Consider the following 25,187-nt stretch of genomic DNA (forward strand, 5'->3'; position numbering starts at 1 on the left):
CATCACGGTGACGCAGTGAGTTTTTCCAGCCCGACCGGCGTCTGAGGACGAGGCCGTTCAGGCCGAAGCGGGGGTCTGGGGGCGGCAGCCCCCAGCCGGCCCGCACGCACGCACGCCGGACGCCTACACAGGAACGTGCACCGTCTCCACCCGACTCGCGACCAACCGCTCGCGCTCCCGCCGCGCCGCCCGCTTCCGCAGCCGCAGGATCTGCGTGATCCCGAGCGCCTGCAAGACGAACACCGACGAGAACGCGATGCCGTAGTCGTCCCCCGTCGCGTCCAGCAGCACCCCCACCGCGAACAACGTGGTCATCGACGCCACGAAGCCCCCCATGTTCGTGATCCCGGACGCCGTCCCCTGCCGCTCCGGCGGATTGGCCGGCCGCGCGAAGTCGAAGCCGATCATCGACGCCGGCCCGCACGCCCCGAGCACGGTGCAGAGCACGACCAGCAGCCACATCGGCGCGTGGTCGGCCGGGTAGGCCAGCGTCACCGCCCACAGGACCGACGTCGCGCCCACCGTGCCGAGCGCCAGCGGCAGCCGCGCCGTGTGGTGCCGGGCGATGATCTGGCCGTAGACCAGGCCGACGGTCATGTTGGACACCACGACCAGGGTGAGCAGCGTGCCGGCCGTGGCCTGGGACAGCCCCTGCGCCTCGACCAGGAACGGCATGCCCCACAGCAGCAGGAAGACCATCGCCGGGAACTGGGTGGTGAAGTGCACCCACAGCCCCAGCCGCGTCCCCGGCTCCCGCCAGGACTGCGCGATCTGCCGCCGGACGTACGCGGCCCCCTGATGCGGCACCGGCTCCGGCTCGTGCCCCTCGGGATGGTCCTTCAGGAAGAGCAGCAGCAGGACGAAGACCACCCCACCGGCGAGCGCACTGCCCGCGAACGCGGCCGTCCAGCCGACGCCGTGCAGCAGCCGGGCGAGGACGAGGGTGGAGACCAGGTTGCCCGCCATGCCGACGAGACCGGCGAGCTGGGCGACCATCGGCCCCCGGCGGGCGGGGAACCAGCGGGTGCCCAGCCGCAGCACGCTGATGAAGGTCATCGCGTCGCCGCAGCCCAGCAGTGCCCGCGAGGCGAGCGCCATCCCGTACGACGGTGAGAAGGCGAAGCCGAGCTGACCGGCCGTGAACAGCACCACGCCGATCCCCAGCACCCGCTTGGTGCCGAGCCGGTCGACCAGCAGGCCGACGGGTATCTGCATACCGGCGTAGACCAGCAGCTGGAGGATGGAGAAGGTGGACAGCGCCGAGGCGTTGACGTGGAAGCGGTCGGCGGCGTCGAGGCCCGCGACGCCCAGCGACGTGCGGAAGATGACGGCGACGAAGTAGACGGAGACGCCGATGCCCCAGACGGCCAGCGCGCGCCGGCCGCCCGGCGGATCGCCCGGCAGTGCGGGCCCGGCCCGCCCGGCCGAGGTGGCCGTGCTCATCGGACCTCCCCCCGCGCCAGGTTCGAGAACCAGCCCACGTGGCGGCCGACGACACCGACCGCCGCCTCCGCGTCCCCCGCCCGCAGCGCGTCGAGGATCTCCTTGTGCTCGGTGAGGGTCTTGGCGATCCGGTCGGGATGCGAGTGCATGACGGCGACGCCCATGCGCAGCTGGCGGTCGCGGAGCTGGTCGTAGAGGCGGGAGAGGATCTCGTTGCCGCCGCTGCGGACGATCTCGGCGTGGAAGCAGCGGTCGGTGACGGAGGCGGCGACGAAGTCCCCGGCGGCGGCCTGCTCCTTCTGCCGGGCGAGCAGTTCCTCCAGCCGTTCGACGAGGCCCGGCGGTGCGGGTACGGCCTTCCTGGCCGCGTGCTCCTCGACCAGCAGCCGGGTCTCCACCACATCCGCGATCTCCTGGGCGGACACGGGCAGGACCAGGGCGCCCTTCTTCGGGTAGAGCCGGATCAGGCCCTCGACCTCCAGCCGGAGCAGGGCCTCGCGCACCGGCGTGCGGGAGACGCCCACGGCCTCGGCCAGCTCGCCCTCGGTGAGCAGCGTCCCGCCCTCGTAGTGGCGCTCCAGGACACCCTGCTTGACGTGGGTGTAGACGCGGTCCGCCGCGGGGGGTTGCTTCACTGCCGTGGTCATGCCGACAGGATAGATACAACAGGGACGCAAGACGGGGGCGGTCCAGCATGCGGACGTGCGGTCACCTATCAGGGGGACCCTTCACCCCACCCCTGCCGCAGAGCAACCTTCCGTGCTATTCACGAGTCGCACAGGCGCGGCCCCATCCGTACCGACCGCAACCCGGCCGCACCTCAGGGGAATTCACCACAATCGGGGTACTTGACTTGATAAACAGCATTCTGGGCAGCCGTTCCCGCAGAACCGTCGCCGTCACGCTGACCGGCGGCGTCGTCCTCGCGACCGGCGCCCTCGCCTCCGCACCCGCCCAGGCCGCCGAGCACGGGTGGAAGGCCGGCGGCGTGCGCACCGTTTCCCAGCCCACTCACTCGTGGAAGGCCAACGGCGTCCGCGCCGCCGCCCCGGCGCCGTCGATCGCCGCCAAGGGCGGCTTCGTGATGAACGACGCGAACGGCGCCTCGCTGTACACCAAAGCCGCCGACACCAAGCGCTCCACCGGCTCCACGACCAAGATCATGACCGCCAAGGTCGTGCTCGCGCAGCCGAATCTGAACCTGGACGCCAAGGTCACGATCCAGATGGCGTACAGCGACTACATCGTGTCGAAGAACGCCTCCTCCGCCCGCCTGATCGTCGGCGACAAGGTGACGGTCCGGCAGCTGCTCTACGGGCTGATGCTGCCGTCCGGCTGCGACGCGGCGTACGCGCTGGCCGACAAGTTCGGCACGGGCAGTACGCGAGCGGCCCGGGTGAAGTCGTTCATCGGCAAGATGAACTCCACCGCCAAGAGCCTCGGCCTGAAGAACACGCACTTCGACTCGTTCGACGGCATCGGCAACGGCAAGAACTACTCCACGCCGCGCGACCTGACGAAGCTCGCGAGCAGCGCGATGAAGAGTTCGGCCTTCCGCACGATCGTGAAGACCAAGAAGTACACGGCGAAGACGGTCACCAAGACGGGCGGCACCCGCACCATGGCGGCCTGGACCAACACCAACACGCTGCTGAGCAGTTACAGCGGCGCGATCGGCCTGAAGACGGGCTCGGGCCCGGAGGCCAAGTACTGCCTGGTCTTCGCGGCGACCCGGAAGGGCAAGACCGTCATCGGCACGGTGCTGGCGTCCACGTCGTCCAGCCAGCGTGCGGCCGACGCCACCAAGCTCATGAACTACGGCTTCGGCAAGCTCTGACCGGACCGGGCCGCGCGTCCCGGGCGGGGACGCGCGGCCCGGTGCTTCCCGGCTATGCCCAGCTGATCAGCCGCTTCGGCTGCTCCAGGACCGCCGCCACGTCGGCGAGGACCTTGGAGCCCAGTTCGCCGTCGACCAGGCGGTGGTCGAAGCTCAGGGCCAGGGTGGTCACCTGACGCGGCTTCACCTTGCCCTTGTGCACCCACGGCTGGAGCTTGATCGCGCCGACCGCAAGGATCGCGGACTCGCCGGGGTTGAGGATCGGCGTGCCGGTGTCGACGCCGAAGACGCCGACGTTGGTGATGGTCACCGTGCCGCCCTGCATGGCACCCGGGCTGGTCCTGCCCTCGCGGGCCGTCGAGACCAGGTCGCCCAGGGACCCCGCCAGCTGCGGCAGCGTCTGGGCGTGGGCGTCCTTGATGTTCGGGACGATCAGGCCCCGCGGGGTCGCGGCGGCGATGCCCAGGTTGACGTAGTGCTTGACCACGATCTCCTGCGCCGCCTCGTCCCAGGAGGCGTTGACGTCCGGATTGCGCTTGATCGCGACCAGCAGGGCCTTGGCGATCAGGAGGAGCGGGTTCACGCGCAGGCCCGCGTACTCCTTGTCCTGCTTCAGCTCCTCGACCAGCTTCATCGTGCGCGTCACGTCGACCGTCACGAACTCGGTGACGTGCGGCGCGGTGAACGCCGAGCCGACCATCGCCGCCGCCGTCGCCTTGCGGACACCCTTGACCGGGATCCGAGTCTCTCGCGCGGTGTCGTGCGACGCCGGCGCCACCGGTGCCGGGGCAGCCGCCACCGGGGCCGCCTGCGGTTCCGGCCGGGCCGGTGCGACGGCCGCGTGCACGTCCTCGCGCGTGATGATGCCGTCCGGGCCGGAGGGCACCACGGTCGCCAGGTCGACACCGAGGTCCTTGGCCAGCTTGCGCACCGGCGGCTTGGCCAGCGGGCGCTCACCGGGGAGCGGCGCGGCGGCCGGTGCCGGGCCGTTCCCATGGCCGTTCATCTCGGCCTGGATCGCGGCCGCCGCCGGGGCCTGCCGGTCGGCCGGGGGCTGTGCGCCCTTGCGGGGGCGGCGGCGGGTCGCGGAGGTGGAGACCCCGTACCCGACCAGGACCGGCTGGCGGCCCTCCGGCTTCTTCTCCTCCGCGTCGGCCGGCGCCTCCTCGGCCGCGGCCGGGGCCGCCTCCTGTACGGGGGCCTCGGCCGCCGCGCCGCCCACGGCGACCGCGATGATCGACGTGCCCACGTCGACGGTGGTGCCCTCGGGGAAGTGCAGCTCGCGGACCACGCCGTCGTAGGGGATGGGCAGCTCGACGGCGGCCTTGGCCGTCTCGACCTCGCACACCACCTGCCCGTCGGTGACCGTGTCACCGGGCTGGACGTACCACTTGAGGATCTCGGCCTCGGTGAGCCCCTCACCCACGTCGGGCATCTTGAACTCACGCACGGAGCTGTCCGTCATCGTCGTCACGCTCCCCTCCTCAGTACGCCAGCGAGCGGTCGACGGCATCCAGCACCCGGTCCAGGTCGGGCAGGTACTCCTCCTCCAGGCGCGCCGGCGGGTACGGGGCGTGGTAGCCGCCGACCCTCAGCACCGGGGCCTCCAGGTGGTAGAAGCAGCGCTCCGTGATCCGGGCGGCGATCTCCGCGCCCGAGCCCAGGAACACCGGTGCCTCGTGGACCACGACCAGGCGGCGGGTCTTCTCCACCGACGCCTGGATCGTGTCGAAGTCGACCGGGGAGATGGACCGCAGGTCCACCACCTCCAGCGACCTGCCCTCCTCGGCCGCCGCGTCGGCGACCTCCTGGCAGAGCTTCACCATCGGGCCGTACGCGGCCAGCGTGAGGTCGCCGCCCTCGCGCACCACGCGCGCGGTGTGCAGCGGGCCCGGGATGGCCTCCCGGTTGACCTCGGCCTTGTCCCAGTAGCGCCGCTTGGGCTCGAAGTAGATCACCGGGTCGTCGCTCTGGATGGCCTGCTGCATCATCCAGTAGGCGTCCGCCGCATTCGACGGGGAGACCACCTTCAGGCCCGCCACGTGCGCGAACAGCGCCTCGGGGGACTCGGAGTGGTGCTCGACCGCGCCGATGCCGCCGCCGTAGGGGATGCGGATGACGATCGGCATCTTGACCTTGCCCAGCGAGCGCGCGTGCATCTTGGCCAGCTGGGTGACGATCTGGTCGTAGGCCGGGAAGACGAAACCGTCGAACTGGATCTCCACCACCGGCCGATAGCCGCGCAGGGCCAGGCCGATGGCGGTGCCGACGATGCCGGACTCGGCCAGCGGGGTGTCGATGACCCGGTCCTCGCCGAAGTCCTTCTGGAGGCCGTCGGTCACCCGGAAGACACCGCCGAGCTTGCCGACGTCCTCGCCCATGATCAGGACCTTGGGGTCCGAGTCCAGTGCGCGGCGCAGCGACTCGTTGATCGCCTTGGCCAGCGCCATCTTTTCCGCTGCCATGTCAGACCCCCTCTGCCTCGGCGAACGACGCCTGGTAGGCGGCGAACTGGGCTCGCTCCTCGTCGACGAGCGCGTGCCCGTCCGCGTACACGTTCTCGAAGATGGCGAACCGGTCCGGGTCCGGCATGGCACGGACCACTTCGCGCACTCGCTTGCCCAACGCCTCGCTCTCCGCCTCCAGTTCCGCGAAGAATCCCTCGTCCGTGTGGTTTGCGGCCTCCAGGAAGCGGCGAAGACGCAGGATCGGGTCCTTCGCCTCCCAGGCGGCACGCTCGTCGTCGTGCCGGTAGCGGGAGGGGTCGTCCGAGGTGGTGTGGGCGCCCATGCGGTACGTGTACGCCTCGATGAGCGCCGGGCCCTCGCCGCGCCGCGCCCGCTCCAGTGCCCAGCGGGTGACCGCGAGGCAGGCCAGCGCGTCGTTGCCGTCGACGCGGACGCCGGGGAAGCCGAAGCCCTGGGCGCGCTGGTAGAGCGGCACCCGGGTCTGCTTCTCGTTGGACTCGGAGATCGCCCACTGGTTGTTCTGGCAGAAGAACACCACGGGGGCGTTGTAGACGGCGGCGAAGTTGAACGCCTCGCTGACGTCGCCCTGGCTGGAGGCGCCGTCGCCGAAGTAGGCGATCACGGCCGAGTCCGCGCCGTCCTTGGTGATGCCCATCGCGTAGCCCGTGGCGTGCAGCGCCTGCGAGCCGATCACGATGGTGTACAGGTGGAAGTTGTTGCCGTTGGGGTCCCAGCCGCCGTTGTTCACACCGCGGAACATCCCGAGGAGGTTGGTCGGGTCGACCCCGCGGCACCAGGCGACACCGTGCTCGCGGTAGGTCGGGAAGACGTAGTCGTCCTCGCGGGTGGCCCGACCGGAGCCGATCTGGGCGGCCTCCTGGCCGAGCAGCGAGGCCCACAGGCCCAGCTCGCCCTGGCGCTGCAGGGAGGTGGCCTCTGCGTCGAAGCGCCGGGTGAGCACCATGTCGCGGTACAGGCCGCGCAGCTCGTCGGGGGTGATGCCGTCGACGAACGAGGCGTACTCGGCGTACGGCGAGTTCTTGGCGGGCTCGACGCGCTCGCCCTCGGGGGTCAGCAGCTGCACCAGCTCCGTCTCGGAGCCCTTCTTCGCAGCGGTGCGGGTGGTGCGAGTGTTGCGTGCGGTGCGCTTGACGCCGGTCATGTCGGCTTGGGCGCCGGTGGTGCCGGCCGCCTTGCTTCCGGCGCTGCGTCGCGGCTTGCGCGCGGCAGTGCTCTCGGTCACGTGTGCTCCTCCGTCGGTCCGACCCCCGGGTTCGCCGGAAGCCAGTGCGGCTCACCTGTTCCCGGCGGTCGCACGAGGGTGGGTGCGGCCCGATCGGGGGACAGGCGTGACAGGTGCCCCGGCGAGCGCCCTGCGAACAGCACGTTACCCAGTGCTCCACATTTCTGTGAAACCCCTCCTGACCTGCGTTTTTACTCGGATTTCCAAGTAAATCGGCGAAGTGCGGAAGTTGTCCTGGTCACAGCCTCGCAGGGGGCCGGAACAACGGCACGTTATCCCGGCCACCCCGGGCACGGGAAGAGTCGGTGTGTGAGACTGACCGCGTGCGCGAAGACGGAAAAATCCGGGTATTCCTCCTCGACGACCACGAGGTGGTGCGCCGGGGGGTGCACGATCTGCTCTCGGGCGAGTCCGACATCGAGGTGGTCGGCGAGGCCGGCACGGTGGCCGACGCCGCGGCCCGGGTCATGGCCACCCGTCCGGACGTGGCGGTGCTGGACGTCCGGCTGCCCGACGGCAGCGGCGTCGAGGTGTGCCGCGACATCCGCTCCCGGGACGAGACCGTCCGCTGCCTCATGCTGACCTCCTTCGCCGACGACGAGGCCCTCTTCGACGCGATCATGGCGGGCGCCTCCGGCTACGTCCTCAAGGACATCCGGGGCGCCGAGCTGCTGAGCGCCGTACGCGGCGTGGCGGCCGGCAAGTCGCTGCTCGACCCCGCGGCCACCGCGCGGGTGCTGGAGCGGCTGCGCGACGGCGGCGCCAAGCCCGACGACCGGCTGGCCCGCCTGACCGACCAGGAGCGCCGCATCCTGGAGCTGATCGGCGAGGGGATGACCAACCGCGCGATCGGCGAGCGGCTGCACCTGGCGGAGAAGACGATCAAGAACTACGTGTCGAGTCTGCTGGCCAAGCTCGGGATGCAGCGGCGTTCCCAGGCGGCGGCCTTCGTGGCCCGCCTCGACGCGGAGAGCCGCTGAGCCGCTGAGCCGCTGAGCCGCTGAGCCGCCCCAATCGGGACTTACGTCCCCCCCTGCCGGGGCGGGCGACTCTGTCGCCGCCGCTTCCGCTCGCGCACAGTGAGTGCATGCCCACCGACGCACAGCACGCCGTAGGCCTGCTCGCCCGCACCGCCTACGGCCGTGCCGCCACGACCATGCGCGCCCTGCCCTTCCTCGCCTTCGCGCGCCACATCGTGGCCGACGCCCGGGTCCTGCTGCGCATGCCGAGGAGCTGCGGCTACCACCAGGTCTGCGCCGGCAGCGTCGTCGCGTACGGCGCCGACAACCTGAGCACCGCCGGGCCCGGCGAGAGCCTGTGGACGGCGCAGGTGGTGGGCCGGTGCGAGGCGCACGAGCCGAGCGCCGCCGAGGTCGAGCGGTTCGGGCCCGCACCGCGCCGGGTGGACGGCGAGCCGTTCGACCCGGTCTATCTGCGGATCGAGCCGCAGTTCGGTTCGGTGCACGTCACGGAGGGCACCGTCGGCACCCTGTGAGCCGGTGCCGCGGTGATCACTCGCCCGGGTTCTCGGGGTCCTCGGTGTTCTCGCCTCCGCCGGAGCCACCCGTGGGACCGCCCGTCGGATCGCTCGTCGGCGTCGTCGGATCCGTGGTCGGGTCACCCGTCGGTGTCGTCGGGTCGCCGGTCGGGTCACCCGTCGGGTCGCCGGTCGGGTCCTGCGTCTCGCTCTGCGACGGGGTGTAGGAAGGCGAGTACGACGGGGTGTAGTCCCCACCCGTGCCGCCCCCGCCGCTGCCCTGGTCCGTGCCCGGGTCGGTGCTCTCCTGCGTCTCCTCGTCGCTGGGCGACGGGCTGGGCGACTCGTCGCCGGTGCTCTCCGAGACGCTGGCGGACGGACTCTTGTCCGTGTCGGTGCCGCCCTTGCCGCCGTCGCCGTTGTTCAGGGCCAGCGCGACGCCGGCCGCGATGGCGATGACCGCGAGGACGGCCAGTATCCACAGCTTGCCGCGGCCGCTGCCCTTGTTGCCGCTGCCCTCGAAGCCTCCGTCGTCGCCCCCGTAGCGGCCGGGCAGGATCGGCTGCGGGATCTGCTGGGTGCCCGACGCGCCGTGGCCGGGGTTCGGCATCACCGACGTGCCGGCGAGACCGGCCGCCGGCGTCTGCCGGCCGTCGTGCGCCGTGACCGGGCCGGTGTTCCAGGTACCGGTGTGGCTGCCCTGCTCGTAGAGCATCTGGAGCCCGTACTGGACCAGCCCGCGCATCTCCTCGGCGGTCTGGAACCGGTCGTCGGGCTCCTTGGCCAGCGAGCGCATCACCAGGCCGTCCAGCTCCGGCGGGGTGGCGTCGGAGACCTCGGACGGCGGCGTCGGGATGTCCTGGACGTGCTGGTAGACCACGGACAGCGGGGTCTCGCCGGTGAACGGCGGGCGCAGCGCGAGCAGTTCGTAGAGCAGGCAGCCCGTCGCGTACAGGTCGGAGCGGTGGTCCACGGCCTTGCCGAGGGCCTGCTCCGGGGAGAGGTACTGCGGGGTGCCCATGACCATGCCGGTCTGCGTCATCGTCGTGGACGCGCCGTGCAGGGCGCGGGCGATGCCGAAGTCCATCACCTTCACCGCGCCGTTGTTGGTGATGATGACGTTGGCGGGCTTGATGTCGCGGTGCACGATGCCGTGCTGGTGCGAGTAGGCGAGCGCCTCCAGGACACCGGAGACGATGATCAGCGCCTGCTCGGGGCCGGGCGCCTCGGCGTTCAGGAGGAGGTCGCGGATGGTGCGGCCCTTGACGATCTCCATCACGATGTACGGCACGGACTGGCCGCCGACGAAATCCTCGCCGGAGTCGTACACGGCGACGATCGCGTGGTGGTTGAGGCCGGCCACCGACTGCGCCTCGCGCGTGAAGCGCGCCTTGGAGACCGGGTCCTCGGCCAGGTCGGCACGGAGCAGCTTGACCGCCACGGTGCGGCCCAGGCGGACGTCCTCGGCGGCGAACACCTCGGCCATGCCGCCCCGCCCGAGTCTGCGGGTCAGCCGGTAACGGCCGTCGCCGACCAGGCCGCCGTTGCCCCAGGTCTCCGGCGCGTCAGCCATACCGCCGCCATTCGCCTCGGGATCGGACGGGCCCTGGGCGCGCTGCTGCTGTGCCATCAGTCCTCGCCGTCGTTTCTGCCCGCGGTGCGCGCGGTGTTGTTACGGTCTCCGTCGGCCACGCTACAGGCTCCGCGGCGGCCTCCGGTCCGGGATGGGGGGCCGGGACCGGACATGAGACGGACCGGTCATGAAACCCTGGTTCCTCACTGTCGTGCAAATTCTGTGTACCGGCGGTACGGCGGCTGTAACGCTTCCGCGACGCTTCTTTCGCGTACGGTCACGGAACGGGCACCGCGCTTGACGTGTCAGTGCCCTCGGGCAGACTTGGCCGGGAATAGCACTTTCGATCACGAGCGCGCGGCCTGCTGCCACCGGCGCCGCGGCGCCTATGGGGGACGCAGAGACATGAGCCAGGACGCCGGACAGGGCCGGTACGCGGGGCGCGCGCTCGCCGGCGGCCGCTACCAGCTGCGCGACTTGCTCGGCGAGGGCGGTATGGCCTCCGTGCACCTGGCGTACGACTCGGTCCTCGACCGCCAGGTCGCGATCAAGACGCTCCACACCGAGCTGGGCCGGGAGCAGGCCTTCCGTGAGCGCTTCCGCCGCGAGGCCCAGGCCGTGGCCAAGCTCACGCACACCAACATCGTCTCGGTCTTCGACACCGGCGAGGACGAGCTGGACTCCATGACGACGCCGTACATCGTCATGGAGTACGTCGAGGGCCGCCCGCTGGGCTCGGTGCTCGACGAGGACGTCCGGCAGCAGGGCGCGATGCCCGCCGACAAGGCGCTGAAGATCACCGCGGACGTGCTGGCGGCCCTGGAGATCAGCCACGAGATGGGCCTGGTCCACCGGGACATCAAGCCGGGCAACGTGATGATGACCAAGCGCGGCGTGGTCAAGGTCATGGACTTCGGCATCGCCCGCGCCATGCAGTCCGGCGTCACCTCGATGACGCAGACCGGCATGGTGGTCGGCACCCCGCAGTACCTCTCGCCGGAACAGGCCCTCGGCCGCGGCGTGGACGCCCGCTCCGACCTGTACTCGGTCGGCATCATGCTGTTCCAACTGGTCACCGGGCGGCTGCCGTTCGACGCGGACTCGCCGCTGGCCATCGCGTACGCGCACGTGCAGGAGGAGCCGGTCGCCCCCTCCTCGGTCAACCGGTCGCTGCCCCCGGCGGTGGACGCGCTGGTGGCCCGCGCCCTGAAGAAGAACCCGAACGAACGCTTCCCGAGCGCCGAGGCCATGCGGGACGAGTGCCTGCGGGTGGCGCAGTCCTTCCACGCCGCCCCGCCGAGCATCGTGCCGGGCGCGGCGGCGGCGAGCGGCGCCGGTGTCGGCTCCGCGGTGTTCCCGCCGGTCGACCAGGGCACCCCGGCCCCCACCGGCCCCGTCCAGACGCCGTACCAGCCGACCCCGGCCCCGAACCCGTACGGCGGCCCGGCACCCGCCACGCACTCGCCCGCCGCCTACGGCTATCCGCAGCAGGGCGGCTACCAGACGCCCGCCCCGTACGGGCAGCACGGGCAGCACGGCCAGCAGGGCGCGTCCACCCCGCCGCCGTACAACCTGACGCCGTCGGCCCCGGCCTCCGGCGGCGCGGGCGGGGGCAGGAACAACAAGCCGGTGATCATCGGCTCGATCGTGGTCGCCGTGGTGGCCGTCGGCGGACTGGTCGGCGCGCTGCTGATGAACGGCGGCGGCGGTGAGGACCCGCAGGGCGGCGACTCCCCCAGCGCCTCCGTCTCGGCGTCGAAGGCGGCGGGATACCGCGGGCCGGACAAGGCGAAGACCATAGAGAAGGACGAGTGCACCGAGCCGGAGGAGTCGTACAACGACCCCGACAAGATCAAGGTGCCGGACTTCACGTTCAAGTACATCGGCTCGGTCAAGGAGTGCTTCAACGCCGCGGGCTGGCAGATGAAGGTCGTCGAGGTCGACGAGAACACGTACGGCGAGGGCTCGATCCGGGACCAGTTCCCGGCGGCCGGCACGGACGTCGACCCGGAGGACATGCCGGAGATCCAGCTCAAGGTCTCGACGGGCAACCCGGCCTCCGAGTGAGCGCCTGAGGCACGCGAGGGGCCCGGCAGCCGTTGCTGCGGGGCCCCTCGCACGATCGGACCAGAGGTGTCGGACCAGAGGTGTCGGACCAGAGGGTGTCGGACTAGAGGTAGGGGCCGCCCGAGCGGCCGCCCGGCTGCGGGGGCTCCTCGCCGTCCGGGGCGACCCCCGGCGGCAGGGCGCGGCGCATCTGCTCCAGCTGGGCCCGCGCGGCCATCTGCTGGGCGAACAGCGTGGTCTGGATGCCGTGGAACAGGCCCTCCAGCCAGCCGACCAGCTGCGCCTGCGCGATCCGCAGCTCCGCGTCGGTGGGGGTCGCGCCGTCCGTGAAGGGCAGCGAGAGCCGCTCCAGCTCCTCGACCAGCTCCGGGGCCAGCCCGTCCTCCAGCTCCTTCACCGAGCTGGCGTGGATCTCCTTGAGCCGGGCCCGGCTCGCCTCGTCCAGGGGCGCGACGCGCACCTCCTCCAGCAGCTGCTTGATCATGCTGCCGATCCGCATGACCTTGGCCGGCTGCTCCACCTGCTCGGTCACCGGGACCTCCCGGGAGTCGTCGTCCCCGCCGCCGCCCAGCGCCATTCCGTCCTGGCCGACGACCAGGATCTGGGGGTTCTCCGGCGACCTGTCGTTCCTCGGCATCTCCATGCCGCCATTGTCGCGCACCGGTGCGTGGCGGCCGGGCGGTGCCCCCGCCCAAAGGTGCCGCACCGCGTTCGGCTCCGCCCGAAATGCCGGAATCGCCGCCCGGTGTGAGGCTTGTTCCGTCGATTTTCCACGACGGGTTACACCGGGAGGGGGTCACGGACGTGACTCCATGGCTGCGCACACTGCGAGCGACGGGACTGGTCGGTGCACTGGGTATCGGCGCGCTGGTGTCGCCGTACGGGGTGGGGCCGGCGCACGGCGTCGCCGGGTTCGCGGCGGTGGGGGCCGCCTTTGCTCCGTCCCCCTCGGGACCGGGGCACGGTGCGGTGCCGGGGGCGGCCGCCGACGGCCCGGACGGCGCCGGGGACCAGGACGGGCGGGGCGGGCACGGACGTCCCGGGCAGTCCGGCGGGCACGAGCGCCCCGGCCGCCCGGAGCGCGCTGAGCGGCCTGAGCGGCCTGAGGCCGGTCCCGCGGCGCCTTCCGCCGGGCAGTCCCGGCCGGGGGACGGCAGGGCGCACGGTTCCGCCACGCCCTCCACCACGGCCTCGCCCTCGAAGTCCGGCGCCTCGGCGCGTTCGGCGGCCCCCGCCGCCTCCACGGCCGAGCCGTCCCGGGCGGGGAGCGTGCCGGGCGAGGGAAGGCAGCGGCCCGGCCGTGCCGGGGAGTGGAGGCCGGGCGAGGGCCGCACCCACGAGGACGCCGGCCGCAGGGCGCGGGGCGACCACGACGGCCCCGCCGAGGACCCGGCCACCGCCGAGCCGCCCGGCGAGGCCGCCCTGGTGCCCTCCGCCTCGCCGTCCGGGTCCCAGGCCGGGACCGGCACGCGTGCCGCCGCCACCGAACCCGTGCTGCGGGTCCTCCCCCTCGGCAGCGGCCTGGTCCTCATCGGCCTCGGCCTGGCCCTCGCCTTCGTGGGCCTGCGCCTGCGCCGGGGGTAGGCCCACGCCATGGCCGATCACGGCCCGTCCGCAGATCACGGCCCGCCCGCGGATCACGGCGCCGCCCGTGCCCCGCGGGCCGGCCCGGCGGATGGTGCCCCGGACGCGGGGCCCAGCGCCCCGACCCGGCGGATGGTGCCCCGGACCCGGGGCCCAGCACGCCCACCGGCGTCTGCGGCATGATCCGGCGCCGACAAGGCGACGTGGCATTCCGGCGACCAGATCCGCCGGAGGCCGCACGCACCGCGCCCGCCCAGCGACCCCACCCGCCGCAGACCCCACGCACCGCGCCCGCCCAGCGACCCCACCCGCCGCAGACCCCACGCACCGCGCCCGCCCAGCGACCCCACCCGCCGCAGACCCCACGCACCGCGCCCGCCCAGCGACCCGACCCGCCGGAAGGCCTACGCCCCGGTGACCAGCAGCACCTTGCCGATGTGGCCGCTCTCCTCCACCACCCGGTGGCCGTCGGCGGCGTCGCTCATCGGCAGTTCGCGGTCGACGACCGGGCGTACGTGGCGTCCGGCGAACAGCGGCCAGACGTGCTCCTGTACGGCGGCCACGATGGCCGCCTTCTCCTCCGGCGGGCGGGCCCGCAGCGAGGTCGCGCTCACGGCGGCGCGCTTGGCGAGGAGCGTGCCGATGTCCAGCTCGCCCTTCCGGCCGCCCTGCATACCGATGATCGCCAGCCGGCCGTTCACCGCGAGGGCCCGGACGTTGCGGTCCAGGTACTTGGCCCCCATGTTGTCGAGGATCACGTCGGCGCCCGCGCCGCCCGTCGCCTCCTTCAGCTCGGCGACGAAGTCCTGCTCCCGGTAGTTGACCAGGATGTCGGCGCCCAGTTCGGCGCAGCGCTCCAGCTTCTCCGGGGTGCCCGCCGTCACGGCGATGCGCGCGCCCACCGCCTTGGCGAGCTGGATCGCCATGGTGCCGATGCCGCTGGAGCCGCCGTGCACGAGGAGGGTCTCGCCGGGCCGCAGGTGGGCGACCATGAAGACGTTCGACCAGACGGTGCAGACCACCTCGGGCAGCGCCGCCGCCTCCTTGAGGCCGACGCCCTCAGGCACCGGCAGCAGCTGGCCGGACGGGACGACGGCCTTTTCCGCGTAGCCGCCGCCCGCGAGCAGCGCGCACACCTCGTCGCCGACGGCCCACCCGGACACGCCGGGCCCGAGCGCGGAGATCCGCCCGGAACACTCCAGGCCGGGGTACGGGGAGGCGCCGGGCGGGGGATCGTAGAACCCCTGGCGCTGCATGATGTCGGCGCGGTTGACGGCGCTGGCCGCCACCTCGACCAGGACCTCGCCGTCGCCGGGCACCGGGTCGGGGACCTCGGTCCAGACCAGCGCCTCGGGGCCGCCGGGTTCGGAAATCGTGATCGCATGCATGGGGCGACGCTACTCCTCTGGTCCCCCGTGCCCAGGTCCCCGGACCGAGCGCCCTGCGACTTTGGGACCGTCCCCGCGGAAATCCCTTCGCGCGACCGATGAGTTTGCGCGACGGTAAAGGTCTCCCCATGCGTAGCCCAAGAAGGCGGAAGGACCACCAGCATGAGCACGCACACGTCCGACCCCGCGATCGAGACCGCGGGACTGGTGAAGACGTTCGGTGAGACCCGGGCCGTGGACGGGGTGGACCTCTCGGTGCCCGCCGGCACGGTCTACGGCGTCCTCGGACCGAACGGCGCGGGAAAGACCACCACGGTGAAGATGCTCGCCACCCTGCTGCGCCCGGACGCCGGCCAGGCCCGGGTCTTCGGCCGTGACGTCGTGCACGAGGCGGACGAGGTACGCAGCCGGGTGAGCCTCACCGGTCAGTACGCCTCCGTGGACGAGGACCTCACCGGCACCGAGAACCTGATCCTGCTGGGCCGCCTCCTCGGTCACGGCAAGGCGGCCGCGCGGGAGCGGGGCGAGCAGCTGCTGGCGGCCTTCGGGCTGACGGACGCGGCGGCGAAGCAGGTCAAGCACTACTCCGGCGGCATGCGGCGGCGCATCGACATCGCCGCGTCCATCCTCAACACCCCCGACCTGCTCTTCCTGGACGAGCCCACCACCGGCCTCGACCCGCGCAGCCGCAACCAGGTGTGGGACATCGTGCGCGCGGTCGTCGCCCAGGGCACCACCGTGCTGCTGACCACGCAGTACCTCGACGAGGCCGACCAGCTGGCGTCCCGGATCGCCGTGATCGACAAGGGCAAGGTGATCGCCGAGGGCACCAAGGGCGAGCTGAAGGCGTCCGTCGGCGCCGGCTCCGTCCATCTGCGGCTGCGGGACGCCGAGGAGCGCCCGGAGGCCGAGCGGCTGCTGCGGAACCTGCTGGTCGCCGAGGTGCAGCCGGAGCCCGACCCGGTGGCCTTGAGCGCGCGCCTCAGCGCGGCGGCCAGCGACACCGCCGCCGACCAGGCCGCCAAGGCGCTCGGTGAGCTGGCACGGGCCGGCATCACCGTCGACAGCTTCTCCCTGGGACAGCCCAGCCTCGACGAGGTCTTCCTGGCGCTGACCGGACACGACACCGGCCAGAGCACCGGCCCCGACGCCGGCTCCGGCACCGACAAGAAGGACGAGGTGGCAGCATGAGCACGGCCACGAGCCCCGAGAGCAAGGAGCTCTCCCCGGTCAGCGCCGAGTCCCTGGCGGCGCTGCTGGTGGCCAAGGAGCGCCCGCCCCGGCCCAGTGCCCTGTCCACGTCCGTGACGTTCGGCTGGCGCGCGATCCTCAAGATCAAGCACGTGCCGGAGCAGCTCTTCGACGTCACCGCCTTCCCGATCATGAACCTGCTGATGTTCACGTACCTCTTCGGCGGTGCGCTGGCGGGTTCGCCCGGCGACTACATCCAGTTCGTCCTGCCGGGCATCCTCGTGATGTCGGTCGTGATGATCACGATGTACACCGGCATCTCGGTGAACGTCGACATCGAGAAGGGCGTCTTCGACCGCTTCCGCTCGCTGCCGATCTGGCGGCCCTCGGCGATGGTCGGCTACCTGCTCGGCGACGCGCTGCGCTACACCATCGCGTCCGTCGTGATGCTCGCGGTGGGCCTGCTGCTCGGCTACCGGCCCGACGGCGGGTTCGTCGGCGTGGTCGCCGGCATCGCGCTGCTGCTGGTCTTCTCGTTCGCCTTCTCGTGGATCTGGACGATGTTCGGGCTGATGCTGCGCACCGAGAAGTCGGTGATGAGCGTCAGCATGATGGTGATCTTCCCGCTCACCTTCCTGTCCAACGTCTTCGTCGACCCGAAGACCATGCCGGGCTGGCTCCAGGCCTTCGTCAACAACAGCCCGATCACCCACCTCGCGTCCGCGGTGCGCGGTCTGATGGCGGGCGAGTGGCCCGGCGTCGAGATCGCCTGGACGCTGGGCTGGGCGGGCGCGCTCCTGCTGGTCTTCGGCCCGGTCACGATGCGGCTCTACAACCGCAAGTAGCGGGTCCGCAAGCGCGAGGGGGCCGCGTCAGTCGCGGGGCCCCCTTCAGTCGCGGGGCAGCGGGCGGGCGTCGGGCGCCACTTGGGTGGACGGCGTCGCCCGCACGATCGTGATCAGCCGGTCCGTCAGCTCCAGCCCGCCGACGGCCGCGTCGTCGTACCCCAGCACCCGGTGCCCCCGCAGGACGCTCACCACCAGGTCGCTCACCTCGCGCAGGTTCTTGCCCACCTCGGACTTTATGACGGGCCGCTCGATGAGGTCGAGTCCGCTGCCCTGGCTGATCAGGTCCTCCATGACCATGCCGGCGGCGGGGCTGAGCACCGAGAGCCCGAGCAGCCGGCCCGCGGCGCTGGCGCTGGTGATCACGGCGTCGGCGCCGGACTGCTTCAGCAGCGGCGCGTTCTCCTCCTCGCGGACCGCGACCACGATCTTCGCGCCCCGGTTCATCTGCCGGGCCGTCAGCGTCACCAGTACGGCCGTGTCGTCCCGCTGGGTGGCGATGATGATCTGCTTCGCGCGGAACAGCTCGGCGCGGTTGAGCACGTCACTGCGCGTCGCGTCGCCTATCACGCCGGCGTAGCCGTGCGCCGTCGCGGCCTCGATGGCCTTCCCGCTCGGGTCGACCACCACCACCTGCTCCTTGCGCAGGCCGGTCGCGCAGACGGTCTGAATCGCCGACCTCCCCTTGGTGCCGAAACCGACGACGACGGTGTGATCGCGCAAGGTGGACCTCCAGCGGTTCAGGCGCCACTCCTCCCGAGTGCGCTCGGTGAGGGCTTCCAGCGTGGTGCCGACCAGGATGATCAGGAACATCACACGCAGGGGCGTGATGACGAAGATGTTGGTCAGCCGGGCGGCGTCGCTGACGGGTGTGATGTCGCCGTACCCGGTGGTGGAGAGGGTGACGGTGGCGTAGTAGAAGGCGTCGAGGAGATCGACCGAGCCGTCCGAGTTGTCGTTGTAGCCGTCGGCATCGGCGTAGACGATGAACGCCGTCGCGACCAGCACCACCAGGGCCAGGGAGAGCCGCTTGCCGACCTGGCGGATCGGGTGTTCCACCAGTTTCCTGGGGAGCTTCACCCGGTGGGTCACGAGATGCTCGTCCGCCTGGCGGGCGATCGCGTCCTGGCCCGGAAGTTTCACGTGAAACACACTCCGATTCCGGCGGTGGCCCAGGGCAGGTCCAGCAACTCCGCCTCCTGACCCGGCCGCGCTCCGCCCGGGGGTACGACGGCCAGCGCGCCGGCGGCCGCGATGCCGCGCAGCATGGCCGGGCCGTTGTAGTGCAGCGGCGCGGCGCCGTCCTCGCGCAGCACGACGGGGACGAGCCGGGTGTCGTAGGGGTGCCCGTGCACCGCGTCCCGCAACGGCAGCGTGTACCGCTCGGGCGCCGGGCGGGCGGCGAGCGTGCGCAGCAGCGGCTCGGCGAGGGTGAGCAGTCCGGAGACGGCGGCCAGGGGATTGCCGGGCAGCCCGACGAGGTGCTGGTCGTCCTTGAGGCGGGCCAGCAGCATCGGGTGTCCCGGGCGCACCTTGACGCCGTCCACGAGGAGGTCGGCGCCGATCCGGCTCAGGGTCGGGTGGACGTGGTCGACGGGCCCGGCGGCGGTACCGCCGGTCGTGACGATCAGGTCGGCGTCGGAGGTCGTGACGGCACGTTCCAGCGCCTCGGCGTCGTCGCCGATGCGGCGGACGGTGCGGACCTCGGCGCCCAGCGCGCGCAGCCAGTGCGGCAGCATCGGGCCGAGCGCGTCCCGGATCAGGCCGTCGTGCGGGAGGCCCCCGGTGAGCAGTTCGTCGCCGAGGACGAGGACGTCGACGCGGGGGCGGGGGACCGTGGTGAGGGTGTCGTACCCGGCGGCCGCCGCGAGGCCCAGCACGGGCGGGGTCGCGAGGGTGCCGACGGGCAGCAACTGGTCGCCGCTGCGGCACTCCTGGCCTCGCGGGCGGATGTCCTGGCCGTGGACGACCTCGCGGGTGGGGTGGAGCCGGCCCCGGTCGTCGGTGCGGCCGTGCTCGGTGCGCAGTACGGCGGTGGTGTCCGGGGGGACGCGGGCGCCGGTGGCGATCCCAGCGGCCTCGCCGTCGGTCAGGGGCGGGGCCTCCGCGTGTCCGGCCAGGACGCCCTCGTCGCGCACGGTCCAGGGGCCCGGACCGGCGACCACCCAGCCGTCCATCGCGGAGGTGTCGAAGGACGGCAGGTCGGTGAGGGCGGTCAGGGGTGCGGCCAGCGTGAGGCCGAGGGCCGCGTCGAGCGGCACGGAGACCGGGGTGCGGCGGGCGGCACGGGCGGCGGAGCGGGCGGCGCGCTCGGCGGCCGACCGGGCCTCGGGCCAGGGTGTCGCGTGGTGCTGGGACGTGGGGGAGTCGGGGGGCCCAGTGTGCCCGCCGGGGCCGTTCGAGGCGTCGTGCCGGCTGCCGGGTGTGGCGCGAGCCGCCGTCTGGCCGGGGTCGCCGTGGGAATGTGCGGGACGGCCGGGCGGATGGCCGGGATCGCCGTGCGGAGGGCCGGGGTGGCCGTGCGGGCGGCCGGGGTTCTCCTTCACGAGGGCGAGCGCCTCCTCGACGTCGAGGTCTTCCTCGTCGGCCCATGTGCCGGGGGAGGCCATCAGGCCTCCGGGCGGGCGTCGTTGGCCTCGTCCGCCCAGCGCTGGGCGAGGGCCGCGGCCTTGCGGGCGGCCTCGGCGACCGCCTCGGGACCTCCCCCGGCCCGTCCGGCGACGTAGCCGACGAGGAAGGTGGTCAGCGGGGCCGCGGGCCGGGCCACTCCGTGGGCGGCGTCACGCGCGAGGTCGAGCAGGAGGCCGGTGTCGACGTCGAGGTCGATGCCCAGCTCGTCCTTGGCTGCGGAGATCCATTCATCCAACACGTGACCATGCTCCCTGATGCGTGCCCTTGCGGTGGCGATGTCGTCCCAGGTGTCGCAGTCGAAGGAGGCGACGGCGTCGGGGACCCGGTCGAGCCGGAGGGCGCCGGTGAGGCGGCGCAGGGGCATCCCCGTGAGATCCGGAAGGCCGCCGGGGTCCTCCCGGCCTTCGCGGCCCGCCGAAGCTGCCCGGCCTTCACGGCTCGCGGGGTCTGCCCGGCCGGACCGGTCCTCGCGGCCCACGACGTCTTCCCCGCCGGACCGGTTCTCGCGATCGGCCCGGTTCTCGCGATCCGCCGGTTCCTCGCGCGCCCCCCGGCCTGCCCGGTCCCCTGCCAGTGCGGCGAGTTCGCGGCGTACCGCGGCGGCGCGATAGGCCGCCACCAAGGGCTGGTCGCGGCCGTCGGCGTCGGTGAGCAGCACACCGTCCGCCTCGCTCGCGGCGAGCGCCGACAGCAGCCGGGCGACGGTGGGTTCGCCCAGGAACGGCAGGTCGGCGGAGAGCACGACGACGTACTCGGCCGTGGTGTGCCGCAGTCCGGCCGCGAGGGCGGCGAGCGGTCCGCCACCCGGCGGGTCCTCGCGGGCCCAGGTCACCGGGCGTGCGGTGGGCCGGGGGTCGGCGACGACGACGGTGGTGCGCGCTCCGGCACAGGCGGCGAGCACCCGGTCGAGGAGCGCGCGCCCGCCCACGCGCAGGCCGGGTTTGTCGGCACCGCCGAGCCGCCGGGCGGCCCCGCCCGCGAGCACGACGGCGTCGTACCCGGCGGGGCCGGCGCCCGGCGCGGGGTCGGTGCCGGCGCCGGGATCGCCGGGGGGCTCGTAGGCGGTCACCCCCCGAGTATGGGGCCCTGCGCGATCACAGGGAACGTGGGGGAGGCCGCGCAATCAGCGGCCGCGCGGCCGCACCCGCGTCACAGGGTGCGCAGCAGCACCGCCGGCTGTTCCACGCAGTCCGCCACGTACCGCAGGAAACCGCCCGCCGTACCGCCGTCGCAGACCCGGTGGTCGAAGGTGAGCGACAGCTGGACGACCTGACGCACCGCCAACTCACCCTCGTGCACCCACGGCTTGGGGACGATGCGGCCGACGCCGAGCATCGCCGCCTCGGGGTGGTTGATGATCGGCGTGGAGCCGTCGACGCCGAACACGCCGTAGTTGTTCAGCGTGAAGGTGCCACCGGTCAGCTCACCGGGCGTCAGCCGGCCCGCGCGGGCCGCCTCGGTCAGCCGGGCGAACTCCGCGGTGAGCCCCTCGGCGTCCCGCGCGTGCGCGTCCCGGACGACCGGCACGACCAGCCCCCGGTCCGTCTGGGCGGCGAAGCCGAGGTGGACGTGGTCGAGCTGGACGACCTCCCGGGCCTGGGTGTCGACCGTGGAGTTCAGCTCCGGGAAGCGGGCCAGGGCGGCCGCGCAGATCCGGGCCAGCAGCGCGACGAGGGAGATCTTCGGACCGCCCGCGGCGTTCATCGCGGTGCGCGCCCGCATCAGCTCGGTCGCGTCGGCGTCGACCCAGCAGGTCGCGTCGGGGATCTCGCGCCGGCTGCGGGAGAGCTTGTCGGCGACGGCGCCGCGCACGCCCTTGAGGGGGGTGCGGATGCCGCCGGGGCGCGGCGCGGAGGACACGGGGGACCCGGCGAGCGGGGCGCTCGTCCCTTGGTCCGCCACGCCCGGCTGGATTGCCGTACGGCCGCCCTGGGCGGTGGCGGCGCGCAGCGCGTACTCCACGTCCGCCCGCAGGATCAGCCCGTCGGGGCCCGAGCCGGTCAGTTCGCGCAGGTCCAGGTCGTTCTGCCGGGCCAGCCTGCGGACCAGCGGGGAGATGACCGGGACGGGACCCTCCGGCTCGGCGGTGCGGACGGGCCGACCGTTCGCCGCCGCGCCTTCCCGCGGGGCGGCGGGCTCCGGAGGCACCGGACGCACCCGGCGCCGCCGCGCCGGTGCCTCCGTGGTGCCGTAGCCGACCAGGACGTTGCCGGAACCCTCGGCCTTGGGCCGCTCGGTCCCGGTCGCCGCGGACTCGGCCGTCCCGGCCCCCGCCTCCTCGCCGGCGCCGCCCGTGCCCGGGTGCCGCTCCGGACCGCCGGGGGCGGCTCCCTCGCCCACCGCGACCGTCAGCAGCGGCGCGCCGACGGGCAGCTCCGAGCCCTCGTCGCCGAAGCGGGCGGTGACCACGCCGCCGTAGGGGCAGGGCACCTCGACCATCGCCTTGGCCGTCTCGACCTCGACGACCGGCTGGTCGACGGCGACGACCTCGCCGACCTCGACCAGCCAGCGCACGATCTCCGCCTCGGTGAGCCCCTCACCGAGGTCCGGGAGCTTGAACTCCAGCACCTGTGCCATCAGCTTTCGGCCTCCCACTGCAGGCGCCCCACGGCGTCCAGGATCCGGTCCACACCGGGCAGGTGGTGGCGCTCCAGCATCGGCGGCGGGTACGGGATGTCGAACCCGGCCACACGCAGCACCGGCGCCTCCAGGTGGTGGAAGCAGCGCTCCGTGACCCGGGCCGCGATCTCCCCGCCCGGGCCCCCGAAGGAGCCCGACTCGTGGACGACGACCGCGCGTCCCGTCCGCCGCACCGAAGCGCACACCGTCTCGTCGTCGAACGGCACCAGGGAGCGCAGATCGACGACTTCGAGGTCCCAGCCCTCGGCCCGGGCCGCCTCGGCCGCCTCCATGCAGACGGCCAGCGACGGCCCGTACGTGATGAGTGTGGCGCTCCGGCCGGAACGCCGCACCACCGCGCGGCCCACCGGTTCAACGGGTGCGGGCTCCTCGGGGTTCCAGGCGTCCTTCGACCAGTACAGGCGCTTGGGTTCGAGGAAGACCACCGGGTCGTCGGAGGCGATGGACGCGCGCAGCAGCCCGTAGGCGTCGGCGACGGTCGCGGGCGTGACGACATGGAGCCCCGGAGTCGCCATGTAGTACGCCTCGGACGAGTCGCTGTGGTGCTCGACGCCGCCGATGCCGCCGCCGTAGGGGACGCGGATGGTCAGCGGCAGGGGCATCTTGCCGCGCGTGCGGTTGCGCATCTTGGTGACGTGGCTGACGACCTGCTCGAACGCCGGGTAGGCGAAGGCGTCGAACTGCATCTCCACGACCGGGCGCAGCCCGTACATCGCCATGCCGACCGCGGTGCCGAGGATGCCGGCCTCGGCGAGCGGGGTGTCCGTGCAGCGGTCCTCGCCGAACTCCTTCGCGAGGCCGTCGGTGACGCGGAAGACGCCGCCGAGGGTGCCCACGTCCTCGCCGAGGACGTGCACGGCCGGGTCGGCGGCCATGGCGTCGCGCAGCGCGCGGGTGAGGGCCTGCGCCATGGTGGCCGGCTTGGCGGCGACGGTGGTCATCGGTGCGTCCCTTCCGGGCCGGTGCCGGTCTCCGCCTCGGCGGCGGCCTCCAGCTCCGCGCGCAGCAGCGCCCGCTGCTCGCGCAGCTGCGGGGTGGGCTCGGCGTAGACGTGGGCGAACAGGTCCACCGGGTCCAGCTCCGGGTCCCGGTTCATCCGGGCGCGCAGGTCCGCGGCCATGGCCTCGGCGTCCTCGCGGGCCGCCAGGACGGCGTCCTCGTCGAGCAGGCCGCGGCCGGTCAGCTCCCGCTCCAGCAGCTCGATCGGGTCGTGCCGGCGCCAGGTCTCGACCTCGGCGTCGCCCCGGTAGCGCGTGGCGTCGTCGGCGTTGGTGTGCGCCTCCACGCGGTACGTCACCGCCTCCACCAGCGTGGGACCGCCGCCCTCGCGCGCGCGGCGCACGGCGTCGGAGAGGACCTCGTGCACGGCGGCCGCGTCGTTGCCGTCGACCAGGCGGCCCGGCATCCCGTAGCCGACGGCCTTGTGGGCCAGCGACGGGGCGGCGGTCTGCTTGGCGAGCGGGACGGAGATCGCGAAGCCGTTGTTCTGCACCAGGAAGACGACGGGCGCCTGCCAGACGGCGGCGAAGTTCAGCGCCTCGTGGAAGTCGCCCTCGCTGGTGCCGCCGTCGCCGACCATGGCGAGCGCGACCACGTCGTCGCCCTTGAGCCGGGCGGCGTGCGCGAGGCCCACGGCGTGCGGCAGCTGAGTGGCCAGCGGCGTGGACAGCGGGGCCACCCGGTGCTCGTAGGGGTCGTAACCGGTGTGCCAGTCGCCGCGCAGCAGGGTGAGCGCCTCGACGGGGTCGACGCCCCGGGCGACGACGGCGAGCGTGTCCCGGTAGCTCGGGAAGAGCCAGTCCCGCTCCTTCAGGGCCAGCGCGACGGCGATCTCGCACGCCTCCTGACCTGTGCTGGAGGGATAGACGGCCAGTCGGCCCTGCTTGGTCAGCGCCGTCGCCTGCGCGTTGTACCGCCGGCCGTGGACCAGCCGGGCGTAGAGCGTGCGCAGCAGCTCGGGGTCGGCGTGCTCCGCCGCCTCCGTGCCGAGCACGCGGTAAGGCTCGGCGTCGGGCAGCAGCGGCGCGGGGTCGGTACGGGGCTGCCAGGCGGGCGGCGGTGTGGGCCGGTACGCGCCCCGCTGCTCCATGACCGTCATGACGGCACCTCCTCGTGGGAGCGGCTGTCGGCTCGCCACGGGTGTGACGGGCCTCACCTACCGATTGTTCGGTCAGCGGCACATTTTGGCTACAGGCGGCCCCAGGCTGTGGACAAACGGTTCTCCACAGCCTGAGATGGACGCAGGACGTCCACGACAGGGAGGCGGGGGCAGGTGGCATCTGAACGAATGGCCGAGCGCCCGGAGGACGGCGGCCCCGAAGAGCCCGCTCCCCCGCCGCCCCCGCGCCCGCTGGACGCGATCGACCAGGACATCCTGCGCATGCTCCAGGCGGACGGCCGCGCATCGATACGGTCGGTCGCCGAGCGGGTGCACGTCTCGCGCGCGAACGCCTACGCCCGCATCAACCGGCTCGTCGAGGACGGCGTCATCCGCGGCTTCGGAGCCCGCGTCGACCACGAACGCGCGGGGCACGGGACTTCGGCGTACATCACCCTGAAGATCGTGCAGAACTCCTGGCGCACGGTCCGGGCGCAGCTGCGACAGCTGCCCGGGGCCTCGCACATCGCCCTGGTGGGCGGTGACTTCGACGTCCTCCTGCTGGTGCACACGCCGGACAACCGGGCCCTGCGCGAACTGGTGCTCAGCCGCCTCCAGGCCATCCCGGAGGTGCTCAGCACCCGCACCCTGCTGGTGTTCGAGACCGAGGACCTGGAACCGCAGAGCTGACCGCGCGGGCGC

22 protein-coding genes are annotated in these 25,187 nt (G+C 72.9%); 8 read left to right on the forward strand and 14 right to left on the reverse strand.

Features of this window, described 5'->3' with window-relative positions; genetic code table 11:
* Nucleotides 1–123: 123 nt before the first annotated feature.
* Both ACFW01_RS23690 and ACFW01_RS23695 read right to left on the reverse strand, forming a co-directional pair.
* Nucleotides 124–1,443 carry a nitrate/nitrite transporter gene (locus ACFW01_RS23690; protein ID WP_384506358.1) on the reverse strand — a complete coding sequence of 440 codons (1,320 nt, stop codon included), beginning with the start codon at nucleotides 1,441–1,443 and terminating at the stop codon, nucleotides 124–126.
* Nucleotides 1,440–2,090: a GntR family transcriptional regulator gene (locus tag ACFW01_RS23695; protein ID WP_234956528.1), complete on the reverse strand. Its 651-nt coding sequence runs from the start codon at nucleotides 2,088–2,090 to the stop codon at nucleotides 1,440–1,442. Before ACFW01_RS23695 ends, ACFW01_RS23690 begins: the two co-directional genes overlap by 4 nt.
* Before the next feature lie 206 nt (nucleotides 2,091–2,296).
* Between ACFW01_RS23695 and ACFW01_RS23700 the strand changes: the two genes are divergently transcribed.
* Nucleotides 2,297–3,280, forward strand: coding sequence for a D-alanyl-D-alanine carboxypeptidase family protein (locus tag ACFW01_RS23700; protein WP_234956527.1), 984 nt, complete (start codon nucleotides 2,297–2,299; stop codon nucleotides 3,278–3,280).
* Nucleotides 3,281–3,332: 52 nt separating this feature from the next.
* On the opposite strand, the gene ACFW01_RS23705 is transcribed toward ACFW01_RS23700, so the two are convergent.
* The 3 genes from ACFW01_RS23705 to pdhA (ACFW01_RS23715) are packed head-to-tail and all read right to left on the reverse strand — an operon-like array spanning nucleotide 3,333 to nucleotide 6,991.
* The gene (locus tag ACFW01_RS23705; RefSeq protein ID WP_384506474.1) at nucleotides 3,333–4,745 is read right to left on the reverse strand and encodes a dihydrolipoamide acetyltransferase family protein; all 1,413 of its coding nucleotides are present in this window, start codon (nucleotides 4,743–4,745) and stop codon (nucleotides 3,333–3,335) included.
* A gap of 19 nt (nucleotides 4,746–4,764) precedes the next feature.
* Nucleotides 4,765–5,745 carry an alpha-ketoacid dehydrogenase subunit beta gene (locus ACFW01_RS23710; protein WP_234956526.1) on the reverse strand — a complete coding sequence of 327 codons (981 nt, stop codon included), beginning with the start codon at nucleotides 5,743–5,745 and terminating at the stop codon, nucleotides 4,765–4,767.
* Nucleotide 5,746: 1 nt separating this feature from the next.
* Nucleotides 5,747–6,991, reverse strand: coding sequence for a pyruvate dehydrogenase (acetyl-transferring) E1 component subunit alpha (gene pdhA / locus ACFW01_RS23715; protein ID WP_384506363.1), 1,245 nt, complete (start codon nucleotides 6,989–6,991; stop codon nucleotides 5,747–5,749).
* Between the two features lie 323 nt (nucleotides 6,992–7,314).
* Here pdhA (ACFW01_RS23715) and ACFW01_RS23720 point away from each other — a divergent pair, with 323 nt between their 5' ends.
* Both ACFW01_RS23720 and ACFW01_RS23725 read left to right on the forward strand, forming a co-directional pair.
* Nucleotides 7,315–7,971 (forward strand): response regulator transcription factor, encoded by a 657-nt coding sequence (locus ACFW01_RS23720; protein ID WP_234956524.1) that lies wholly within the window; start codon nucleotides 7,315–7,317, stop codon nucleotides 7,969–7,971.
* Nucleotides 7,972–8,078: 107 nt separating this feature from the next.
* Nucleotides 8,079–8,486, forward strand: coding sequence for a pyridoxamine 5'-phosphate oxidase family protein (locus ACFW01_RS23725; RefSeq protein ID WP_234956523.1), 408 nt, complete (start codon nucleotides 8,079–8,081; stop codon nucleotides 8,484–8,486).
* Nucleotides 8,487–8,502: 16 nt separating this feature from the next.
* Here the strand turns inward: ACFW01_RS23725 and ACFW01_RS23730 are convergent, their stop codons facing one another.
* Nucleotides 8,503–10,098, reverse strand: coding sequence for a protein kinase (locus ACFW01_RS23730; RefSeq protein WP_384506367.1), 1,596 nt, complete (start codon nucleotides 10,096–10,098; stop codon nucleotides 8,503–8,505).
* A 348-nt stretch (nucleotides 10,099–10,446) separates the two neighbouring features.
* Between ACFW01_RS23730 and ACFW01_RS23735 the strand changes: the two genes are divergently transcribed.
* Complete coding sequence (locus tag ACFW01_RS23735) at nucleotides 10,447–12,108, forward strand: protein kinase (protein ID WP_384506370.1); 1,662 nt, start codon at nucleotides 10,447–10,449, stop codon at nucleotides 12,106–12,108.
* Between the two features lie 103 nt (nucleotides 12,109–12,211).
* Here ACFW01_RS23735 and ACFW01_RS23740 read toward each other — a convergent pair whose 3' ends face one another.
* Complete coding sequence (locus ACFW01_RS23740) at nucleotides 12,212–12,751, reverse strand: bacterial proteasome activator family protein (protein ID WP_234956520.1); 540 nt, start codon at nucleotides 12,749–12,751, stop codon at nucleotides 12,212–12,214.
* A gap of 161 nt (nucleotides 12,752–12,912) precedes the next feature.
* Between ACFW01_RS23740 and ACFW01_RS23745 the strand changes: the two genes are divergently transcribed.
* Complete coding sequence (locus ACFW01_RS23745; protein ID WP_384506373.1) at nucleotides 12,913–13,692, forward strand: hypothetical protein; 780 nt, start codon at nucleotides 12,913–12,915, stop codon at nucleotides 13,690–13,692.
* A 404-nt stretch (nucleotides 13,693–14,096) separates the two neighbouring features.
* On the opposite strand, the gene ACFW01_RS23750 is transcribed toward ACFW01_RS23745, so the two are convergent.
* Complete coding sequence (locus ACFW01_RS23750) at nucleotides 14,097–15,080, reverse strand: NAD(P)H-quinone oxidoreductase (RefSeq protein ID WP_384506375.1); 984 nt, start codon at nucleotides 15,078–15,080, stop codon at nucleotides 14,097–14,099.
* 162 nt (nucleotides 15,081–15,242) lie between these two features.
* Here ACFW01_RS23750 and ACFW01_RS23755 point away from each other — a divergent pair, with 162 nt between their 5' ends.
* Together ACFW01_RS23755 and ACFW01_RS23760 are read left to right on the forward strand one after the other, a co-directional pair.
* Nucleotides 15,243–16,271 carry an ATP-binding cassette domain-containing protein gene (locus ACFW01_RS23755; protein WP_234956517.1) on the forward strand — a complete coding sequence of 343 codons (1,029 nt, stop codon included), beginning with the start codon at nucleotides 15,243–15,245 and terminating at the stop codon, nucleotides 16,269–16,271.
* On the forward strand, nucleotides 16,268–17,116 hold the full coding sequence (locus tag ACFW01_RS23760; protein ID WP_234956516.1) for an ABC transporter permease: 849 nt from the start codon (nucleotides 16,268–16,270) through the stop codon (nucleotides 17,114–17,116). The genes ACFW01_RS23755 and ACFW01_RS23760 overlap by 4 nt, the downstream gene beginning before the upstream one ends.
* 45 nt (nucleotides 17,117–17,161) lie before the next feature.
* Here ACFW01_RS23760 and ACFW01_RS23765 read toward each other — a convergent pair whose 3' ends face one another.
* The 6 genes from ACFW01_RS23765 to pdhA (ACFW01_RS23790) all read right to left on the reverse strand — a co-directional run bounded on the left by ACFW01_RS23765 (nucleotide 17,162) and on the right by pdhA (ACFW01_RS23790) (nucleotide 24,485).
* The gene (locus tag ACFW01_RS23765; protein WP_384506379.1) at nucleotides 17,162–18,259 is read right to left on the reverse strand and encodes a potassium channel family protein; all 1,098 of its coding nucleotides are present in this window, start codon (nucleotides 18,257–18,259) and stop codon (nucleotides 17,162–17,164) included.
* Nucleotides 18,256–19,725, reverse strand: coding sequence for a molybdopterin molybdotransferase MoeA (locus ACFW01_RS23770; RefSeq protein WP_384506382.1), 1,470 nt, complete (start codon nucleotides 19,723–19,725; stop codon nucleotides 18,256–18,258). Before ACFW01_RS23770 ends, ACFW01_RS23765 begins: the two co-directional genes overlap by 4 nt.
* Entirely contained in the window at nucleotides 19,725–20,732 is a 1,008-nt protein-coding gene (locus tag ACFW01_RS23775) for an NTP transferase domain-containing protein (RefSeq protein WP_234956667.1), read from the reverse strand. The genes ACFW01_RS23770 and ACFW01_RS23775 overlap by 1 nt, the downstream gene beginning before the upstream one ends.
* A 164-nt stretch (nucleotides 20,733–20,896) precedes the next feature.
* Nucleotides 20,897–22,324, reverse strand: coding sequence for a dihydrolipoamide acetyltransferase family protein (locus tag ACFW01_RS23780; RefSeq protein WP_384506385.1), 1,428 nt, complete (start codon nucleotides 22,322–22,324; stop codon nucleotides 20,897–20,899).
* On the reverse strand, nucleotides 22,324–23,328 hold the full coding sequence (locus ACFW01_RS23785) for an alpha-ketoacid dehydrogenase subunit beta (RefSeq protein ID WP_161332042.1): 1,005 nt from the start codon (nucleotides 23,326–23,328) through the stop codon (nucleotides 22,324–22,326). The genes ACFW01_RS23780 and ACFW01_RS23785 overlap by 1 nt, the downstream gene beginning before the upstream one ends.
* The gene (gene pdhA / locus ACFW01_RS23790; protein WP_384506388.1) at nucleotides 23,325–24,485 is read right to left on the reverse strand and encodes a pyruvate dehydrogenase (acetyl-transferring) E1 component subunit alpha; all 1,161 of its coding nucleotides are present in this window, start codon (nucleotides 24,483–24,485) and stop codon (nucleotides 23,325–23,327) included. The genes ACFW01_RS23785 and pdhA (ACFW01_RS23790) overlap by 4 nt, the downstream gene beginning before the upstream one ends.
* A 189-nt stretch (nucleotides 24,486–24,674) precedes the next feature.
* On the opposite strand from pdhA (ACFW01_RS23790), the gene ACFW01_RS23795 reads away from it, so the two are divergent.
* Complete coding sequence (locus tag ACFW01_RS23795) at nucleotides 24,675–25,175, forward strand: Lrp/AsnC family transcriptional regulator (RefSeq protein ID WP_122616609.1); 501 nt, start codon at nucleotides 24,675–24,677, stop codon at nucleotides 25,173–25,175.
* Nucleotides 25,176–25,187: the final 12 nt, after the last annotated feature.

It is taken from the genome of Streptomyces sp. NPDC058985, from assembly GCF_042740985.1.
Classification (GTDB): domain Bacteria; phylum Actinomycetota; class Actinomycetes; order Streptomycetales; family Streptomycetaceae; genus Streptomyces.

Coding starts and splice junctions, on each gene's coding strand:
- ACFW01_RS23690 (WP_384506358.1), bottom strand. CDS start 1,443: ATGAGCACGGCCACCTCGGCCGGGCGGGCCGGGCCCGCACTGCCGGGC.
- ACFW01_RS23695 (WP_234956528.1), bottom strand. CDS start 2,090: ATGACCACGGCAGTGAAGCAACCCCCCGCGGCGGACCGCGTCTACACC.
- ACFW01_RS23705 (WP_384506474.1), bottom strand. CDS start 4,745: ATGACGGACAGCTCCGTGCGTGAGTTCAAGATGCCCGACGTGGGTGAG.
- ACFW01_RS23710 (WP_234956526.1), bottom strand. CDS start 5,745: ATGGCAGCGGAAAAGATGGCGCTGGCCAAGGCGATCAACGAGTCGCTG.
- ACFW01_RS23725 (WP_234956523.1), top strand. CDS start 8,079: ATGCCCACCGACGCACAGCACGCCGTAGGCCTGCTCGCCCGCACCGCC.
- ACFW01_RS23730 (WP_384506367.1), bottom strand. CDS start 10,098: ATGGCACAGCAGCAGCGCGCCCAGGGCCCGTCCGATCCCGAGGCGAAT.
- ACFW01_RS23735 (WP_384506370.1), top strand. CDS start 10,447: ATGAGCCAGGACGCCGGACAGGGCCGGTACGCGGGGCGCGCGCTCGCC.
- ACFW01_RS23740 (WP_234956520.1), bottom strand. CDS start 12,751: ATGGAGATGCCGAGGAACGACAGGTCGCCGGAGAACCCCCAGATCCTG.
- ACFW01_RS23750 (WP_384506375.1), bottom strand. CDS start 15,080: ATGCATGCGATCACGATTTCCGAACCCGGCGGCCCCGAGGCGCTGGTC.
- ACFW01_RS23755 (WP_234956517.1), top strand. CDS start 15,243: ATGAGCACGCACACGTCCGACCCCGCGATCGAGACCGCGGGACTGGTG.
- ACFW01_RS23760 (WP_234956516.1), top strand. CDS start 16,268: ATGAGCACGGCCACGAGCCCCGAGAGCAAGGAGCTCTCCCCGGTCAGC.
- ACFW01_RS23770 (WP_384506382.1), bottom strand. CDS start 19,725: ATGGCCTCCCCCGGCACATGGGCCGACGAGGAAGACCTCGACGTCGAG.
- ACFW01_RS23780 (WP_384506385.1), bottom strand. CDS start 22,324: ATGGCACAGGTGCTGGAGTTCAAGCTCCCGGACCTCGGTGAGGGGCTC.
- ACFW01_RS23785 (WP_161332042.1), bottom strand. CDS start 23,328: ATGACCACCGTCGCCGCCAAGCCGGCCACCATGGCGCAGGCCCTCACC.
- pdhA (WP_384506388.1), bottom strand. CDS start 24,485: ATGACGGTCATGGAGCAGCGGGGCGCGTACCGGCCCACACCGCCGCCC.
- ACFW01_RS23795 (WP_122616609.1), top strand. CDS start 24,675: ATGGCCGAGCGCCCGGAGGACGGCGGCCCCGAAGAGCCCGCTCCCCCG.